Raw genomic sequence first — 16,726 nt, forward strand, 5'->3', positions numbered from 1 at the left:
GCATGCGTATGCGCCGGAGGGCGCTTCGACCCCTTTGGGGTGTAAGATGAATACAGGGGAATTTTCTTGACATAATAGGTAAGAATAACTTACCTTTGTGCGTTTTGTTAAGTGCTGATTTCAATGGTGATTTTGAGAAGAACGTAGAGGCGGAAATTTTAAGGCGCATCGAAGCGCTTCCCCCTGGCGGCTTTGATCCTATGCTCAAGCGTATGATGCGCTTCGCGCAGGGGCGGCGTCCTTGGCTTGGCTGGTACAGGGATAATTTCGACCGATTGAATGATCCCGAAGTGCGCTTTTCAGCTTGGCAGGACGAAGGCGGGCAAATCCACGTTGCCGACAATCTGTTAATCACGATGCGCAAGGTGCTCTCGCATGAAGAACACACCCGAACTCGCTACCAGTTTTCAGGGCCGACTGGTCGAAGAGCACCCTAAGTCGATGTAATGTCGTTTCCTGAGCGACCTTTGCGTTTGGCTTGCTTCTTCAAGATCGCAGAAAAAGCGTTTTGTCGTTCACCGTCTGAGGCGTTTGGATCATCGACCACAGCCCAGAATTTTGCATCGTCTGGATGTCGTTTATCCACACCGTAGGGCATTTCAGGGCTCGCACTGGACGCACGCCGTTGCTTATTCGACCCGCCAGAAGAGCTTTTGTAGCTGAAATAGTCGTCGTCGCCGGAGGGGGGCTCTTGAAACCCGCCATTGTTGGTTTTCGACCCGTAGCGCCGTTCGAGCCGCTTCTTGTGCTCTATCCGCTTAAAGACAGGCTCAACATCGGCGAGTCGCTTTACGCAAAACACGAAGCCCAAAATCAAGACGATCAATACAATCGGAAAGACCTGCTGTGAGAATCCCCAAATGATTGCGTGGCCTAGCGTTAGCGTTGCCAGATTTCCTGCATTGTTGGCGTTCTCGGGGTTGTCGTGCGGATCAAGGTTTGCATCGTAGATGGTTTCCCAGGTTTCCTTGTCCTTGAAATATCGAGAGCGGATGTAATAGCCGATGGTGAAAAGGTAGAGGCCGATCAGCCCGATATGCGCAATGCGCAGGAAATCCTCAAAGGCCATGGTGCTTCTCCCAGGCTCTTATGTGTTCGATGCTGTCAAAGACCTTCCGCTCTTTAAGTTCCATGTAAGGCACGCGGCGAATGGTGAAGCCCTTGCCGGTGGCAGGAATGACGAAGGCACGCATGGTTTCGCGCGCGCCTTGTTCACGCAGCTCGTTTGAAAACCGGATCATGCGTTCGCGGCGTGTTGTGCTTTCGCTATCGCCGGTCGATCCACCGCCCAGGGAAAAATTTGAGGACGTGCCGACCGTGGTTTCGTCAACGATCACCTTGCCGAGGCGCTTGGAGAAATACTCTTCCGTTGCCAGGTCATTGAAACCCCACCCAATCAGCGCGGCCGCGTTGCCGATGAAAGCTTCCCAGTTCTTTGCGTAGAGCTCCTGAAGCTGGCCGACATACTGGATGATTGGCGCAAGCTTGACGCCATAGCCGCGAATGTAACCGGCCTTTTCCTCGATCTCTTTAAAGCGGCCAAGCACCGGGAATTCATCGAGCAGAAACAGGGTTTGCGGCCCTTCCTGGTTCGTTCCCATTGCCATCTTGGCCGAGAGCGCGATCTGCACATTCATGCGCAGCCAGTTGCGATATTCGCCAACATCATCGGGGTTGAGGACGAGCAGCACCGTCCAGCCTTCTTGCACCGCGCGCCAAAGCGAGAAACCGGAAGGCTTGAGGTGATCCTGCATGTCCAGGTCAATCAGCCATTTCAGGTTGCGCGAGAGCGTGGTGCGGAACGATCCGGCTTCGTCTGATCCGAGGACTTCACCGATCACCGACGCCGCTTCGGCCGCGTGGCCATCATCGGGTAACGCATCTTGCGTCAGGTAATCGTAGAGGGCTTCGAAACCGGCCTTGATTGCCGTTTCTTCGCGCTTGGTCGGGCTGTTCTCGTCTTTGAGCTTCACGTTGCCGAGAATTTTTTGCCGAATGAAGGGCAGTCGGTGATCCCGCTCTTTTTCCAGCATTTTCACGGCTTCAATCGTGCCTGCGATGAGCGTGGTGGCGTTTTCGGAGAAGTGGGCATTGTCCCCGTTCTCTGGGATCACCATTCCGGCCGCGAGCTTGGAAATGCGCTTTCGGGCAGTGCGCATGTCTGAAATGTCGATGTCGCTTAATGGATCATAGTGGACGCAGAACTTTTTGGCGGGTCCGCGCGTCTCGCCCATGGGATCGAGGATAGCAACTTTCTGGCCGACAAACTGGCGAACGGACGTGCCTGAATCTTTGGCTGCTTCACGCGACCCGCGCCGCATACCTGTGAGCTCGGCAATCTCGGCCTTGGGGTCGATGGCAAAAAGCGGCCCTTTCCATCGGATCGCGTTTTGCACACCCAGGGTGACACCCTTCCCCGATGCACTACCGGCCACGATCAGCACATGCCGGTCATCTGATGCCGGAAGCGATGCTTCGAAATCAATACCGTGGTCTTCGTGGATTTTGCCGAGGTAAAAGCCGTCTGGATCGAAAGCAAAGCGGTCAAGCTCGACAGCCGTGGCCATGCCTTCCATGGGATCGACGGGTTTGGGAGGTGTACGCGGCTTCATGGCTTGGAAGAATTGATAGGCACCAACAGCGGCGCGCGCCGCCGTTGCGAGTCCTGCCAATCCATTCCCGTATTTCGCCATTGCCTCAATCTCCAGTCTTTCCCTTCAATCTATACATTAAAACCGCATTTGTTCAGGTGTTTATAGCGGGAGAGCCGGTCAAGCGTTCCCGCAGGAGCGAATGCGACGAGGACAATGCTTGAGGGGATCGAAGCGCCCCAGCCTTGTCTTGTCCCTTTGATCCCATTCAAAGGGGCTGCCTAACGGCGAGTGTCTTTCTTTTCAGCCCGTCAGGGCTTCCCCTGCCCTTCGCGCCTCGGGTGTGTCCAATCCAGCCAATGTGATGCGTCCTATCGGATGCGCAGCGAAGCCGCCTTCGGCTCGGTCAATGGCCTGCCCGCCCCACCGGCTGCGCCGCCGTGTTGGCCATGACCGCTTCGCTTTGGCGATCCGATCCGTTCGTCCGCATCGGCTGGAATGAACCAGCCCAAGAACGAAAGGGTAAATCCCATGAGAAACAGAAACCAAGACAACTTACCGCTCTACCGCGTGTCCTTTGCGCGGATCACGGGGCAGGATCGGCAGGGGCGCGACGAGCTCGCCCGCCCCAAAGAGATCGGCGCAGTTTGGCCGCGCAAGAACGGCAAGCAAGGCGGCATTCTTCAGCTCGACATCATCCCCATTGAGCTTACGCAACGCCAGGGTGTGATCTTCCTTGTCCCCGTGGACGTGCAGGATCAGGGAGGCTCACAATGAGCCCCCGCCCTACCCTTGCGGAAATCAATGACCGCTTCCGGCGCAGTTTCAACGGCGGCGAGATTTACCTGACACGCGGAATCGCTGACCTGCCGCCCAAGGCACAGGCCGAGATCGTCATGACGGTGCGCTGCTTCGACAGCTTCACCGAGGACAACGATCCCTATGGCGAGCATGACTTCGGCGCGTTCGATCACCCTGCGGCCGGAAAGGTATTCTGGAAGATCGACTACTACGATCCTGACAAGGAACGTGGCAGCGAAGACCCGCTCGATCCGGTCAAGACGTGCCGCGTTCTCACTATCCTTCTTGCGGAGGAATACTGATGGCGGAGGTCAGAAACATCACCTGGGAAGGCCGAGGCGTTCGGCTTTCCTACACTCCGCGTTGGAGCAACGTGATCGACCATGTGGAGATCAAATCCCATGACGGTGATCCGCTTCCCATGACGGAGACCGGCTACCGTTCGCATTTTTTCGGGCCGGTCGATCCGGTGCTCACGATGGACGAGATCGAGGCGATGGTGCGCGACTGGCTCGACACCGAAGCCGCTAAACCCGCGTGGCAGGATTACGTCCTGCGCTCGCAGCAGCTCAGCCTCTTTTAGAGGCTGGGTTTGCCTTTAAGGCAAACCGTTCTTGCGGCAACCCCTGCACCTAATTTGCATAACGTAGTGGTTTTGGCGTATTATGAGAAATAGACGTGTAGCAAGCTATGTTTTTGCATTGCAAAAACGCTTGATCAGGGGGCCTTGCGCCGCCCCCCGATACCCCAGCATGAACCGCCCATGAGGCGGTGCAGAACGGGTCGCCGTTCAATCACGACCAAGGCAATTCCGGCCTTGGATACGGAAAGGAGAGCACATGGCGCGACCGAAGAAAGAGCCCCACGAGCGCCGCAGCGCGAAGCTTCCACCGATCCGTTTGACGGAGGCGGAGCTTGCTGATCTGCACCTTCAGGCAGAGCGGGCAGGGCTTTCGGTCACGGAATTGGTGCGACAGCGCGCGACCTCGGGAAAGGTCACGCCAAAACGCGGGCTGGCCGATGCGCGGCTTCTCTCCGAGCTCAACCGGATCGGCGTCAATCTCAACCAGATTGCCCACGTTTTGAATCGCGGCGGCGACCGCGATCCACACCACCTCGACCATGTGCTCGGGAAGCTCGTAGCGACCCTTGAGGACGTTGCGAGGCGGACATGATCCCCGACATCGCAAAGAAGGGCGCGAGCTTCAAAGGAGCGCTTGCCTACTATCTCCACGACAAACGGGAGGCAGGCGAGCGCGAGCGTTTCACGTCCGAGCGCGTGGCCTGGACGGAAACCCGCAACCTCATGACCAACGATCCCGAAATGGCGGGAAAGGTCATGGCGGCAACGGCGATGGATGCCGACCGATTGAAGCGCGACGCGGGTGTGCGCAACACCGGCCGCAAATCTGATCAATCCGTCTATGCCTACACCCTGTCATGGCATCCCGACGAAGCCCCTACCCTATCGCGCGCGGAAATGATGCGCGCGGCTGACGAGACGATCAGCGTGCTAGGTGCGGAAGATCGCCAGGCGTTGATCGTCTGTCATGACGACCGCCCGCATCCGCATGTGCATGTGATCGTCAATCGGGTTTCGCCGGAAGACGGGCGCATGCTAGCGACCGGCAATGACCGCCTCAAACTTTCGCAATGGGCGCTTGGTTATCGCCAGGCACGGGGCGAGGAGCATTATTGCCCCAAGCGCGCCGAGAATTGGGACATGCGGCTTTCCCGCCATGACGACAATGAGAAGCTGAAATACTGGCGGGCGGAATCCGACGAGCCGCGCTCGATGGCCGAGGACATCAAGAAGGCGAAGGCGGCGAACGATCCCAAGGCCGAGAAGCTGGTTTCCGAGTTCAAGAAGAAGCTCGCCAAGCTTTCGGCCGATGGTAAGGCGATGAAAGATCGCCACGGCGCAGAGTGGAAAGACCTGGGCAAAGGCTACAGGGCGCGCAAAGATCAGATTTACCGCCAGACCGAAAACGGCATTCAGGACGTGCGGGCGAACATCAAGCACGCCTACCGGCCGCAATGGCAGGAGCTCGGGCGCAGACACAGCCGCGAGCGCCGCGAGTTCTATGCGCGTGAAACGCGGGTTTCAGGGAAAATCAGGAACGCCATTGATGCCGTTGTGCATGCGCGCAAGCTCGATCCTGACAGTTCGCGGGGCTTCTTGGGTGGCGCGTTCAATTACCTTACCAGCTCGACCAAGCGCGCCGATGCCTTGGAACGATTGCACAAGGCGCAGGTGCGTGAGTTGAGTGCAGCGCAACGGGCAGAGGTTGGCGCGGCGATCAAATCGCTCAAGGGCGAGCGCAGCGCCCTACTCTCTTCCGCGCGCGGATCGTTCTTGTCGGAGCGTGCGGCGTTGATACAGCGCCAGGCAACAGACAAGCAGCAGCTTAAATCTGCGTGGCGACGGCATAATGACGAGCGTAAACGCGCCTTCGAAGCATCGCGCGGCTTTGCTAAGTCGAAGCAGGAATCGAAGGAACGGCCTGAACCCTCACGCGGCGCAGCTAGGGCGGAGCAAAACCGCGCCGCGCGCGCCGGTCGGAAGAGACCAGGCCGCAGCCGCAAGCGTTCGCGGAAAAAAGAATAGTAAAGGGCGCGTTAGCGCATTGCATGCATTCATGCTTCGAGGGCAATTGAGTAGACTTTCACACCTTCCCGCTCTTTAGAGGGCAAGCGTTCTGTCTTGGGGAACATAGGCGACATGAAGAACGCATAGCGATGGTGCTCGGGGCGGCTTTCTAGCTTTGCCAAGTCGTTTGCCAGCTTTCGATTGTTCTCTGGTCTTACGGCCGCGAATGTTTCCGCGCCCACAAGCCCAGGCTCCAAACTTTCGACATCGAGAGTGCCTCTTGGTGCATGCGCTCCAGGTGCAAGTCTGAACCCCCTCGCTTCGGGATGCCATTGCATGAGCAGATCGGCCGCTTTCACCGCGACTAGATAGGTGAACGTCTGGTTCACTTGCTCGATGATGTTGAGCGGCCGGTCATCCAGTGGGTGCGAGCCGATAGGCTGAAACTTGATAGCTTCCAAAGCTTGGAGCGGTGAAGGCGGTAATGCTGCGAGAGCTTCTTGTGCCCGCGCAGCACTGTCCTCGATACGTTTCAGAGCTTCGTGAATATCAGCTTGCGATTTCAGTGTGATTATCGACATGCTTGCATGCATTCATGCTTACATGTTTTGCGCTTTGTAGGCATCCCACATCTTGAGGAAGAGCTGCTTCTTTGCCCCGTGGCTAAAGCCGAACTCGCGCCCTGCCCGTTCTGAGAACTCTTCGAAGGTGCTTTGCGGAATCCGCACCTGCAACGGCCGCAGCGGCTCTTTTGCATCCCGAGTGTCGGTTGCGATCACATCGGGGGTTTCATCGGCCGGAGGCGGAGCGCCCTTCCCGCTTTTGAGCTTTGTGATATTCGTGGTCATTACGCCACCTGCCTTTCTTGTAGCTCGGCCATCATGTCGATCACGCTTTGCGCCAGCTTCGAGGCACGATCATTTAAGCTGCGGAACGATGTTTCGGTGATGGCCTTGCCGATGTCAGAGGCCGAGCCATAGGCTGTCGAAACGGAAACTTCGCCTTCAAGGACGGCATAGCCCGCTTGTTCGAGATACTGGCGTGCGGCAGCATTCTCGCGCTCGCTACCCGTGGTCTTGAACATGGCAAAGGCGATCTTCTCTGTCGCGATGCCTTTCTTGCGTAAGCTGTGCGCCAGGACGACGCCAGGATGCAGATCATCGACCGTTTGCCCTGTCGGGATCACGACGAGATCGGACGCCTTGGCGATCTCATAAGTTTGTTCAGAGGCGTTCGGCTTGCCGTCGATGATCAGCGCGTCAAAGCGCGGCGCATCTTCGAGCGCGGTTTTCACCGAGGCAAAGCTCTGCACCTGGATTTCCGGCGTGACGCCATTCTCGGCGCGCCGTCCTGCCCAATGCGTGCAGGTTTGTTGTTGTGTGTCGAGGTCTGCGATCTTGGTGGTCAGGCCACCGGCGACGAACTCTCGCGCCATCATGCGGGCGAGGGTGGATTTCCCGACGCCGCCTTTTTGGGACACCATCCCAATCTTATAGGTCATTGATACTGCTCCGATCTGCCAAATCGTTGTTTTGCATCATGCTAACACGCTTTGCTGAATTGCGCCAAGCATGATCGCATCTTTTCCACAAAAGCGCATTGCATGCATTCATGCAGGGTGCTCAGCGGCGATACGCGCCGCGTTTCTTACAGAAGGCGAGGAAGTGCTTATCGGGGTCTTTGACTGCGATGCCTTTCTCGATCACCCAAGAGCGCCATTCATCTTCAAGAACGCGCATGTCCCAACCTGGAGCAAAGCGGCGGGCTTCTTCGGGTGTATCGGAGTCAAGCCGGAGAGAAGAGAGCGGTAAGGGCAGGGCGCTTTGGTGCGTTTCCTTCTTTGGCCGCACGAACATCATGTCGCCTTCGAGGGTGAAGGCATAATCGGGCATGTGGTCGTGTTCCTGATCATCTTCGATGATCTTGCCGACCAGGCGGCGAAACTCTTTCAGGGTCGAGCTTGAGCCGCATTTCTGGCGCAGTAGGTCGAGCCCACATTTCCAGAGCGGGCTGTTGCCGCAATGCTTGCGCGCGATCTCGTAGAGCCGTCGCTCCAAGGGCTTGCGCAGCATGAAGTATTGTCGATTCAGCGTCAGCACGTTGTTGTTCTCGATGGCATCGAAAACCCATTCGGATAGCTCGATCTCGACATCGAGCATGCGGCCGTCGCGCGTTTCTTTCACTATCTCGGCCGAGTCGATCAAGCTGAATACCTTGAAGTATTCTTTGCCGCCTTGTCGCAGGTTCGTTTCGATCTGTGTGCCTTGGAGGCGGCGCAGCGCATCCTTTAAAAGCTCATAGCCCCGACCAGAGGTTTGCCGGTTGGTGGCAACGAGCAGATCGTGCGCCTTAAAGCGCATCTTGCGATGGACTTGCCGCCCATCATTGAGCGCGGCCATGCATTGGCTGATGCAGTAAATCAGAACGTCCCGATCATGGACGGTTGCCAGGCCATGACGGGAAGGATTGATCTCGATCCAGTTCTCGCCGCGCTCAAAGCGCCGCACGCGCATGTCTGGCTTTGTCGATAGGGTGAATACGGGATTTTCCATCGAGGCCATGTCGCCCTTGGGAACAGCATCCACGATGTCACAGACGAAAAGATCGCGCTGCGGATGTCGATCCGGCAGCAGCGGAGAACGCGAAGAGGGTAGGGGGGCATTCGTCACTTCACCCACCTCGCGCGCAGAATCGTTTCGTCATTTCACACACCATGCCTTACTATCGTCATTTCACACACCGGCGGTCAAGATTCGTCACTTCACACACCATCTGAACCTGTGGATAACTTCTAAGCAGATTCGTCATTTCACACACCATAATTCGTCACTTTACACACCTTTTTTCGTCATTTCACACACCGATTAGGGAAGCCCATACTGGTTTCACACGTTATTTCAATGCCTTAAATCGCATGCGGAATCCTGTAACCCTTATATAACTCTATTTAACTCTCACGCAGCCTGGAAGGCTGCTAAATGGCATCGGCCTAGTCGGCCGATAACCAATATGCGCCCCTTCGCCCCGTTGGGGCGAACCCGCGCCCCCCACCACAAGAAAAGACTTCAGGACTCACCAAAAGCAGATGCGCAAATCGAAGAGGCGTCCTTGCTTTGATTCAGCCCTAAGACCATCAAGAACCCAGCTTCAAGGGGTGGGTGCTCGCCATGCTCAGATGCTTACGCATCCTGCGCGTGGCTCCGCTCCCGCTTCGCGCCCTTGAACCAGGAACCTTGCTGTTCTTTTTTCGGGCTCAAGCAAGGGACGGCTCCGAAAGCAGATCAGCTTCTTCTCGCCGAGGATCATGACGGATAGGGCAGGGCACCCAGACCGACAGGACGGCGCTTCGACCCCTCTGGGGTGTAAGACAAATACGGGGGAACCAAATTAGCATCTAAAGCGCTTTGCATGCTAGCATGCTTTCTAAGATTCTGATATTCAATGAACTTTCATAACTATATGTGTTTATTGAATTTTATTGCTATTGACCAATCCGAAATGATACGATGATAGACGCGGCACAGGAAAGAACGCCGTAGTGAGTGAAAAAATGAGCAAGAGTTACACGCTGTACATCAAAGCCTTTACCCCTGAGACCATACCCATGGCTCGGCTGGCTCAGTATATGCAGAATCTTGCGGCTATGCTTGGCCATGAGAATGCTGTGCATTTTCAAACACTGAAACCTGGCAGCACACAGCTGGTTACAACAATTGACCACGAAGACGTGCCGAAAGTTGCCAATCATCTAGCACAGGTGAAACGCGGTGAAGGCAGCCCTGATGCGACCAAGGCACAAGCTGAAATTGATCGCTTACTTGCAGAAGACAATGCCACAGGGTTTGTTTACGAGGATGAAGATGAAAGCGCCGAGATTATCGCTTTCCCTGGCGTGACAAGACCAAAACCAAGGAGTTATGGACCTTTCAACCAGGAAGGATCGCTTGACGGCATTTTGATCAGCGTGAGCGGCGCGGATCAGACGGTACATCTTCAGCTTCAGAACGGTGAAATCAAATACACCGGCATCGACACCAATCGCGAAACTGCTCGGCGTCTTGCCAAACACATGTATGAACCTGTGCGGATTTTCGGCACAGGCAGGTGGTTGCGTGATCCGAAAGGCAACTGGATTCTCAAGAAATTTCGCGTTGACAGCTACACCGTTCTTGCCGCCGATGATTTGAAAGACGCAATAGATCAGATGCGCGACATTGAAGGCAGCGAGTGGAAGAACATGGACGATCCCATTAGTGCTCTGAAAGCGCTTCGCGAGAAGGGTAACGGTCTGCACTAATGGTTGTTTTCGATAGCTCTGTTCTACTTCTTGTTCTTGATCTCAATGCCAAAGCGCCTAACGATCCCGCCACTGGTGAGACCGTCGAAAAAGCCGCCGAGCGGATTGAGTATCTGATCGAAAACCTTACGGCCGACAAAGAAAAGATTGTTATTCCAACGCCAGTTTTAAGTGAAGTTCTGGTTCATGCTGGCGACGCTTTGCAGCCTTACCTTGACACTCTCAACGGACAAGCCGCTTTCAGAATTGCACCTTTCGACCAGAAGGCAGCGATAGAAGCCGCTCTTGCCATGAGCGATGCGATCAAGCGTGGCGGCCACCGTGTCGATGCCGCTAATCCCGACGCTACGAAGACCAAAATCAAGTTTGATCGGCAGATCGTGGCCATCGCCAAAGCAGAGGGAGCGCACACGGTCTACTCTGACGACGACGATGTGCACAATTATGCGGCCCGCGCTGATTTGAAAGCATACCGGACGGCCGAGCTCGATCTGCCGCCCGAAGACCCGCAACAGTCCCTCGACTTCGACCCTACCGAATAACCGGAGCGAACCGTGCAATGCGCCTTGCATGCAAGCATGCAGGACGCAAAGGCTATGGATTGTTTGGGGAAACTCCTTCCAAGAAAATCATGGCTGTGCGAAAAGGAGTAAAACGCTTTTTTGCGAACAAAATGACACGACAGGCCAATCTCTCATGACGAGTAATTCTCTCCAAGACCTTTTAAATTCATATCGAGACGCTGCGCGTACCGAGCGCGATAAGGGAACCTATTTCGAGCGCCTTTCTATCGCATTTTTGACCCATGATCCCGTCCAGGTCGAACAGTATGAGGACGTCAAGCCTTACTCGACCTGGGCAGTAGAACAGGGATGGGACGGCCGCGACACCGGCATCGACCTCGTTGCCAAACTCAAGGACGAAGACGGCTACGCAGCTATCCAATGCAAGTTCTATGATGCTGCTTACCGAATTCGTAAGGAAGATATCGACAGCTTCATTTCTGCATCGGGTAAAGAGCCCTTCAGACGGCGCGTAGTCATCGACACTACCGAGCGCCCGTGGAGTGAAAACGCCGAAACTATGATTCGAGGGCAGGCGATCCCGACGATCCGTATCGGCCTTAGCGATCTGCAGGAAAGCCCAATCCTTTGGGAAACCTTCTCCGCAGATGGCGAGGTTGTCCTGGCTGATAAAAAAACGCTCAGGACGCACCAGACAGAAGCGTTGCGTGACGTGCGGGCAGGTTTGACCGAAGCTGATCGTGGCAAGATGATCATGGCCTGTGGCACAGGTAAGACCTTCACCAGCTTGAAGATTGCCGAAGACCTAGCGGGACAGGGCAATCTTGTTTTGTTTCTCGTGCCTTCCCTCGCACTCATGGCGCAAACCGTGCGCGAATGGACGGGCGATACCGAAACACCGCTCCGATCATTTGCGGTGTGCTCTGACACCCAAGTTGGCAAACGCCGCGCGAGCAATAATGACGTGGCCGAGATCGACATCCTCGATCTTGCCTTTCCGGCCAGCACCGATGCGGTAAAACTCGCAGAGGGCGTCAATCATCCCGCCCCTGACAAAATGACAGTGGTGTTTGCGACCTACCAATCCATTCAGGTAATTGCGGATGCCCAAAAGCAGCACGGACACCCCGAATTCGATCTCATCATCTGTGATGAAGCACACCGCACGACCGGCGCAACTCTTGCAGGCGACGATGAATCCAACTTCGTGAAGGTTCACGACAATGACGTGATCCAGGGCAAGAAGCGGCTCTACATGACCGCTACGCCGCGCATCTTTGGCGATAATGTCAAAGCCAAGGCCGACGAGGCCGACGCTGTGCTTGCCTCGATGGACGATGAAGACCTCTTTGGCAAAACCCTTTTCTATCGTGGTTTCTCGTGGGCAGTGCAGAACAACTTGCTAACCGACTACAAGGTGATCGTCCTGGCAATGGACGAAGGGCTAATCAGCACCGGCGTACAAAAGCGCCTTGCTGACAGCGCGAGCGAGCTTGTCCTCGATGATGCGACCAAGATTGTCGGCTGCTACAAAGCACTGACCAAGACGGACATGAAAGCAGATGTTGCGGCCGACCCTCACCCAATGCGCCGCGCCCTGGCCTTCTGCAAAGATATTCGCAGCTCAAAGCTGATCCGCGACGAATTTTCTGCAGTGGTCGATGAATTCCTTGGCGATGATCCGATCCTTGATGACATCGAGGAAGACGATGACCAACTCCGTTGCGAGATCGAGCATGTAGACGGCACGTTCAATGCCAAAGAGCGCGGCCGCCTTCTCGACTGGCTGAAAGCCGACGCAGATGATCATACATGCCGTATTCTCACCAATGCCCGTTGCCTCTCTGAAGGCGTGGATGTTCCGGCCCTCGATGCGATCATGTTCTTGCACCCACGCAAGAGTCAGATCGACGTGGTGCAATCGGTTGGCCGAGTCATGCGCCGCGCGGAAGGCAAGAAGATGGGCTATGTCATCCTGCCCGTGGGTGTGCCCGCAGGCGTACCGCCCGAGCAGGCGCTTGCAGACAACGAGAAATTCCGCGTGGTTTGGCAAATCCTGAACGCGCTACGTGCCCACGATGATCGTTTCGATGCGACCATCAACAAGGCATCCCTTGGCCAAGACGTGAGCGGCCAGATCGAGATCATCGGCGTCACCGGTGCGCCCGAGATCGACAGCGACGAGCTGAAGGCCGTGACCGCCGTGGTTGAAGACCTTCCCACGAAGGCCGCGCCTGCTAGATCGAATATCGGCACCCCTGGACGTGATCCAGTTGCGACTGGCCCCGAGCAGACCGAAATGATGTTTTCGGTCGATGAGTTCTCGCGCGCCATTATGGCCAAGATCGTCAAGAAATGCGGGACGCGGGACTATTGGGAAGATTGGGCAACCAATATTGCCGACATCGCCAAGAACCATATCACCCGCCTGACGGGCATCCTGAAAGACCCCGACACCGAAGCGCGCAAAGCCTTTGATGCTTTCCTTGAAGAGCTGCGCGATGATTTGAACGAGACGATTACCGAAGCCGATGCAATCGAAATGCTGGCACAGCACATCATCACACGCCCTGTTTTTGAGGTGCTTTTTGAAGGCCACCAGTTCACCAGTGAAAACCCCGTTTCGCGCGCCATGCAGCGCGTCTTGGACGTGCTAAACGAGGCCAATCTCGACAAGGAATCCAAAGACCTTGAAAAGTTCTACGCGAGCGTTCAGCTTCGCGCCCAGGGTATCACCGACCCGCAGGCCAAGCAGCGCTTGATCGTAGAGCTATACGACAAGTTCTTCCGTAACGCCTTCCCGCGCACGACCGAGAAGCTTGGCATCGTCTACACCCCCGTCGAGATTGTGGATTTCATCATCCATTCGGTCAACGAGGTGTTGCAGGAGGAATTCGGGCAGACCCTTGGCTCTGAAGGCGTCCACATCATCGACCCTTTCACTGGCACTGGCACGTTCATCACCCGGCTTTTGCAGTCAGGTTTGATCGCACCCGAAGAGCTTGAGAACAAATTCCGCAATGAAATCCATGCCAACGAGATCGTGTTGCTGGCATACTACATCGCCGCGATCAACATCGAGGCGGTGTATCATGGTCTTCAGGGCGGGGATTATGTGCCGTTCGAGGGTATCTGCCTTACTGACACTTTCCAGATGTACGAGAGCGACGATCTGATATCGCATTACATGCCAGACAACTCAGAGCGCCGGAAACGGCAGAAGGCAACAGATATTCGGGTTATCGTCGGCAACCCTCCTTACTCGGATGGACAAGAAAGCGAGAACGACAACGCAAAGAACCTCTCTTATGAGTCCCTAGATCGTCGCTTGCAGGAGACGTACGAGGCGAAGTCTTCCGCGAAACTAAAGACTTCGCTTCGCAACAGCTATATTCGCGCGATCAGGTGGGCAAGCGACCGTATTGGAGATTCTGGAGTCATCGGGTTTGTGACAAACGGGGGGTGGATTGAAGGCCGAGCGGCTGACGGTCTCAGGAAGGCGTTGTGCGATGAGTTTACCAGCCTGTACGTTTTTCACCTCAGGGGAAATCAGAATACTGCGGGTGAGATTTCACGACAGGAAGGTGGAAAAATATTCGGTGGTGGTAGTAGGGCGCCGATCGCCATCAGCATTCTTGTGAAAAACCCGGAATCCCAGAAGCATGGTGAAGTCAATTTCTGCGATATCGGGTTCTATCTCAGCCGTGAGGAAAAGCTTTCTAAGATCAGCTCCTACGGCAGTATCTCAGGAATTTCTAATGAAGATGACTGGGGGAAAATTGTCCCCGATGAACATGGTGATTGGTTGGCACAACGAGATGCTTCTTTCAGCAAATTCATTCAGATCGGAAACAACAAAGATAAGAAGGCAGAGACAATTTTCTCACTCTATTCGAGCGGCTTAAAGACGAACCGCGACCCTTGGGCGTTTAACTTCAGTTCGGATCAACTAAACGAAAACATGGGCGCGATGTTCAATTCATATAATCGGGAAGTTGATCGGTTTGAGGCAGTCTACGGCGAGGCTTCTAAGACTGAGAGAGAGGCCGCAGTAGATGAGTTTGTTGACCCTGATCCGACCAAGATTAGCTGGTCAGGCGACCTAAAGAAGGAGCTTACCAAAGGACGAAGAGGGGTTTTCAATAAGGCGAATGCAACTCTGGCGCAGTACCGGCCGTTTTGTAGACAATGGGCTTACTTTGACAAGTTCGTAAACAATAGCGTTTATCAGCTTCCCAGGCTCTTTTTTGCGGATGGTAAACCCTTAGACAATTTGGCGATCTGTGTATCCGCGCCAGGCAACATTGCTGGCTTCACTGCACAGATGACTAATGTTTTGCCGGAACTCTGTCTGTCTGCGATGAAAGGGGGAAGCCAGTGTTTTCCCTTGTTTGTTTACGAAACGGTAGACGATGAGGAACAAGACGGGCTTTTTGCTTCTGAGAGTAATGTGAAAACCCGAAGGAATGCCATTTCAGACGCGGGGCTTTCACACTTCCAAACGGCCTATCCTGGGGAAGAGATTTCCAAGGAAGACATTTTTTACTATATCTATGGCCTTCTACATTCGGCCGACTATCGTGGTCGCTTCGCCGATAACCTATCTAAAGAGCTCCCCCGTATTCCTTGCGTGAAGAAGGCCGAGGATTTTTGGACGTTCAGTCGTGCCGGTCGTGCTTTAGGCGAGTTGCATGTGAACTATGAGAGCGTTGACCCCTATCCTGTCGTGATCAAGCAGGGTGATTTGCGTATGGCAGTGATCAAAGACCCTGAAGCCTTCTACCGTGTGAGCAAGATGAAATTCGGAGGCAGCGCGCGCGAAAAGGATAAAGGTACGGTGATCTACAACAGCAACATCACCATGCAGGACATCCCGCTCGAAGCCTATGACTACGTAGTGAACGGAAGGCCCGCCCTCGAATGGGTAATGGAGCGCCAGATCGTGAAAACCGATAAGAAGAGCGGCATCACCAACGACGCCAACCGGTACGCGATTGAGACGATGGGCAATCCCGCTTATCCGCTTGAGCTATTTCAGAGGGTTATCACGGTGAGCCTTGAGACGATGAAGATCGTGCGCAGTCTGCCGAAGCTGGAAATTGATGGTTGATGCCGAGAGGATAGCAGATCCTCTGGGGGATATCTGAAATTGGCTAAGCTCGCCGCACCGTCCGCTCGCTGACCTTGAACAGTCGTGCGATCTCGGAGACGTGGCGATGTTCATCATCGCGCATGCGGCGCACTTCTGCTTTCTGATCGGACGTGAGGGCAGGGGGGCGGCCACCGATCCGCCCGCGTGCCTTTGCTGCCTCTAGCCCCTCTTTCGTGCGTTCTGCGATGCGCTCACGCTCGAATTGGGCGATGGAGGCGAAGACATGGAAGACGAGCCGGCCGGCCGGCGTTGTCGTGTCGATGTCTTCAGCCAGGGAACGGAAGCCCGCGCCGCGATCTTTGATCGTTTCCACCAGGTCGAGCAGATCACGCAGGGATCGGGCGAGACGGTCATATTTGGCCACGACCACCACATCGCCAGGGCGGAGTTGATCGAGCATCGCCCCGAGCTTCGGGCGATCTCGCTTCACGCCGCTGATCTTGTCTGCAAAAATGCGTTCCGCACCGGCCGCTTTCAGGGCGTCGGTTTGGGCATTGAGGTTCTGATCGTCTGTTGAGACGCGGGCATATCCAATAATCATGCGCCATCGTGACAAAAACCTGCCAAAACTGCAAAAGTTTTGCCGAGGGTTTTTGTCCTTATCAACAGCTTGATTTCGGGTGAGGTGCGAAACAATGACAAAAACGACCGTTTTTGACCGACCAGGTTCCGGCGTAATGCGCCTTGCATGCAAGCATGCGTATGCGCCGGAGGGCGCTTCGACCCCTTTGGGGTGTAAGATGAATACAGGGGAATTTTCTTGACATAATA

General features: G+C 55.2%; 17 protein-coding genes. 9 read left to right on the forward strand and 8 right to left on the reverse strand.

What is annotated here, in order from left to right:
- The first annotated feature begins 95 nt into the window (after positions 1 to 95).
- Positions 96 to 437 (forward strand): hypothetical protein, encoded by a 342-nt coding sequence (locus Q0932_RS20080; protein ID WP_299356986.1) that lies wholly within the window; start codon positions 96 to 98, stop codon positions 435 to 437.
- Here Q0932_RS20080 and Q0932_RS20085 read toward each other — a convergent pair.
- Positions 434 to 1,069 (reverse strand): hypothetical protein, encoded by a 636-nt coding sequence (locus Q0932_RS20085; RefSeq protein WP_299356988.1) that lies wholly within the window; start codon positions 1,067 to 1,069, stop codon positions 434 to 436. The two genes, Q0932_RS20080 and Q0932_RS20085, sit on opposite strands and share 4 nt — an antisense overlap.
- Positions 1,059 to 2,693 carry a type IV secretory system conjugative DNA transfer family protein gene (locus Q0932_RS20090; protein WP_299356990.1) on the reverse strand — a complete coding sequence of 545 codons (1,635 nt, stop codon included), beginning with the start codon at positions 2,691 to 2,693 and terminating at the stop codon, positions 1,059 to 1,061. Before Q0932_RS20090 ends, Q0932_RS20085 begins: the two co-directional genes overlap by 11 nt.
- Before the next feature lie 429 nt (positions 2,694 to 3,122).
- Between Q0932_RS20090 and Q0932_RS20095 the strand changes: the two genes are divergently transcribed.
- The 5 genes from Q0932_RS20095 (at position 3,123) to Q0932_RS20115 (ending at position 6,000) form a co-directional block, all read left to right on the forward strand.
- The gene (locus Q0932_RS20095) at positions 3,123 to 3,368 is read left to right on the forward strand and encodes a hypothetical protein (RefSeq protein WP_299356992.1); all 246 of its coding nucleotides are present in this window, start codon (positions 3,123 to 3,125) and stop codon (positions 3,366 to 3,368) included.
- The gene (locus Q0932_RS20100; RefSeq protein WP_299356994.1) at positions 3,365 to 3,694 is read left to right on the forward strand and encodes a DUF3768 domain-containing protein; all 330 of its coding nucleotides are present in this window, start codon (positions 3,365 to 3,367) and stop codon (positions 3,692 to 3,694) included. The genes Q0932_RS20095 and Q0932_RS20100 overlap by 4 nt, the downstream gene beginning before the upstream one ends.
- Positions 3,694 to 3,975 (forward strand): hypothetical protein, encoded by a 282-nt coding sequence (locus tag Q0932_RS20105; protein WP_299356996.1) that lies wholly within the window; start codon positions 3,694 to 3,696, stop codon positions 3,973 to 3,975. The genes Q0932_RS20100 and Q0932_RS20105 overlap by 1 nt, the downstream gene beginning before the upstream one ends.
- Positions 3,976 to 4,231: 256 nt before the next feature.
- Entirely contained in the window at positions 4,232 to 4,567 is a 336-nt protein-coding gene (gene mobC / locus Q0932_RS20110) for a plasmid mobilization relaxosome protein MobC (protein ID WP_299356998.1), read from the forward strand.
- Positions 4,564 to 6,000, forward strand: coding sequence for a relaxase/mobilization nuclease domain-containing protein (locus Q0932_RS20115; RefSeq protein ID WP_299357000.1), 1,437 nt, complete (start codon positions 4,564 to 4,566; stop codon positions 5,998 to 6,000). The genes mobC and Q0932_RS20115 overlap by 4 nt, the downstream gene beginning before the upstream one ends.
- Before the next feature lie 29 nt (positions 6,001 to 6,029).
- On the opposite strand, the gene Q0932_RS20120 is transcribed toward Q0932_RS20115, so the two are convergent.
- The 4 genes from Q0932_RS20120 to Q0932_RS20135 all read right to left on the reverse strand — a co-directional run bounded on the left by Q0932_RS20120 (position 6,030) and on the right by Q0932_RS20135 (position 8,651).
- Positions 6,030 to 6,563 carry a hypothetical protein gene (locus Q0932_RS20120; protein ID WP_299357002.1) on the reverse strand — a complete coding sequence of 178 codons (534 nt, stop codon included), beginning with the start codon at positions 6,561 to 6,563 and terminating at the stop codon, positions 6,030 to 6,032.
- Between the two features lie 18 nt (positions 6,564 to 6,581).
- Positions 6,582 to 6,830 carry a hypothetical protein gene (locus Q0932_RS20125; RefSeq protein ID WP_299357004.1) on the reverse strand — a complete coding sequence of 83 codons (249 nt, stop codon included), beginning with the start codon at positions 6,828 to 6,830 and terminating at the stop codon, positions 6,582 to 6,584.
- Complete coding sequence (locus Q0932_RS20130) at positions 6,830 to 7,483, reverse strand: ParA family protein (protein ID WP_299357006.1); 654 nt, start codon at positions 7,481 to 7,483, stop codon at positions 6,830 to 6,832. Before Q0932_RS20130 ends, Q0932_RS20125 begins: the two co-directional genes overlap by 1 nt.
- Positions 7,484 to 7,604: 121 nt before the next feature.
- Positions 7,605 to 8,651 carry a replication initiator protein A gene (locus tag Q0932_RS20135; RefSeq protein ID WP_299357008.1) on the reverse strand — a complete coding sequence of 349 codons (1,047 nt, stop codon included), beginning with the start codon at positions 8,649 to 8,651 and terminating at the stop codon, positions 7,605 to 7,607.
- 869 nt (positions 8,652 to 9,520) lie between these two features.
- Here Q0932_RS20135 and Q0932_RS20140 point away from each other — a divergent pair.
- The 3 genes from Q0932_RS20140 (at position 9,521) to Q0932_RS20150 (ending at position 15,913) form a co-directional block, all read left to right on the forward strand.
- Entirely contained in the window at positions 9,521 to 10,279 is a 759-nt protein-coding gene (locus tag Q0932_RS20140) for a hypothetical protein (protein WP_299357010.1), read from the forward strand.
- Positions 10,279 to 10,821, forward strand: coding sequence for a PIN domain-containing protein (locus tag Q0932_RS20145; protein ID WP_299357012.1), 543 nt, complete (start codon positions 10,279 to 10,281; stop codon positions 10,819 to 10,821). The genes Q0932_RS20140 and Q0932_RS20145 overlap by 1 nt, the downstream gene beginning before the upstream one ends.
- 154 nt (positions 10,822 to 10,975) lie before the next feature.
- Positions 10,976 to 15,913: a type ISP restriction/modification enzyme gene (locus Q0932_RS20150; RefSeq protein WP_299357014.1), complete on the forward strand. Its 4,938-nt coding sequence runs from the start codon at positions 10,976 to 10,978 to the stop codon at positions 15,911 to 15,913.
- 43 nt (positions 15,914 to 15,956) lie between these two features.
- Here Q0932_RS20150 and Q0932_RS20155 read toward each other — a convergent pair whose 3' ends face one another.
- A complete protein-coding gene (locus tag Q0932_RS20155) occupies positions 15,957 to 16,496 on the reverse strand; it encodes a recombinase family protein (RefSeq protein WP_299357016.1) in 540 nt (179 codons plus the stop codon).
- Positions 16,493 to 16,726 (reverse strand): hypothetical protein (locus Q0932_RS20160; protein ID WP_299357018.1); only part of this gene is annotated, 234 nt, incomplete at its 5' end. The genes Q0932_RS20160 and Q0932_RS20155, both read right to left, overlap by 4 nt.

This window comes from uncultured Shimia sp., assembly GCF_947498095.1.
GTDB lineage: Bacteria > Pseudomonadota > Alphaproteobacteria > Rhodobacterales > Rhodobacteraceae > Shimia.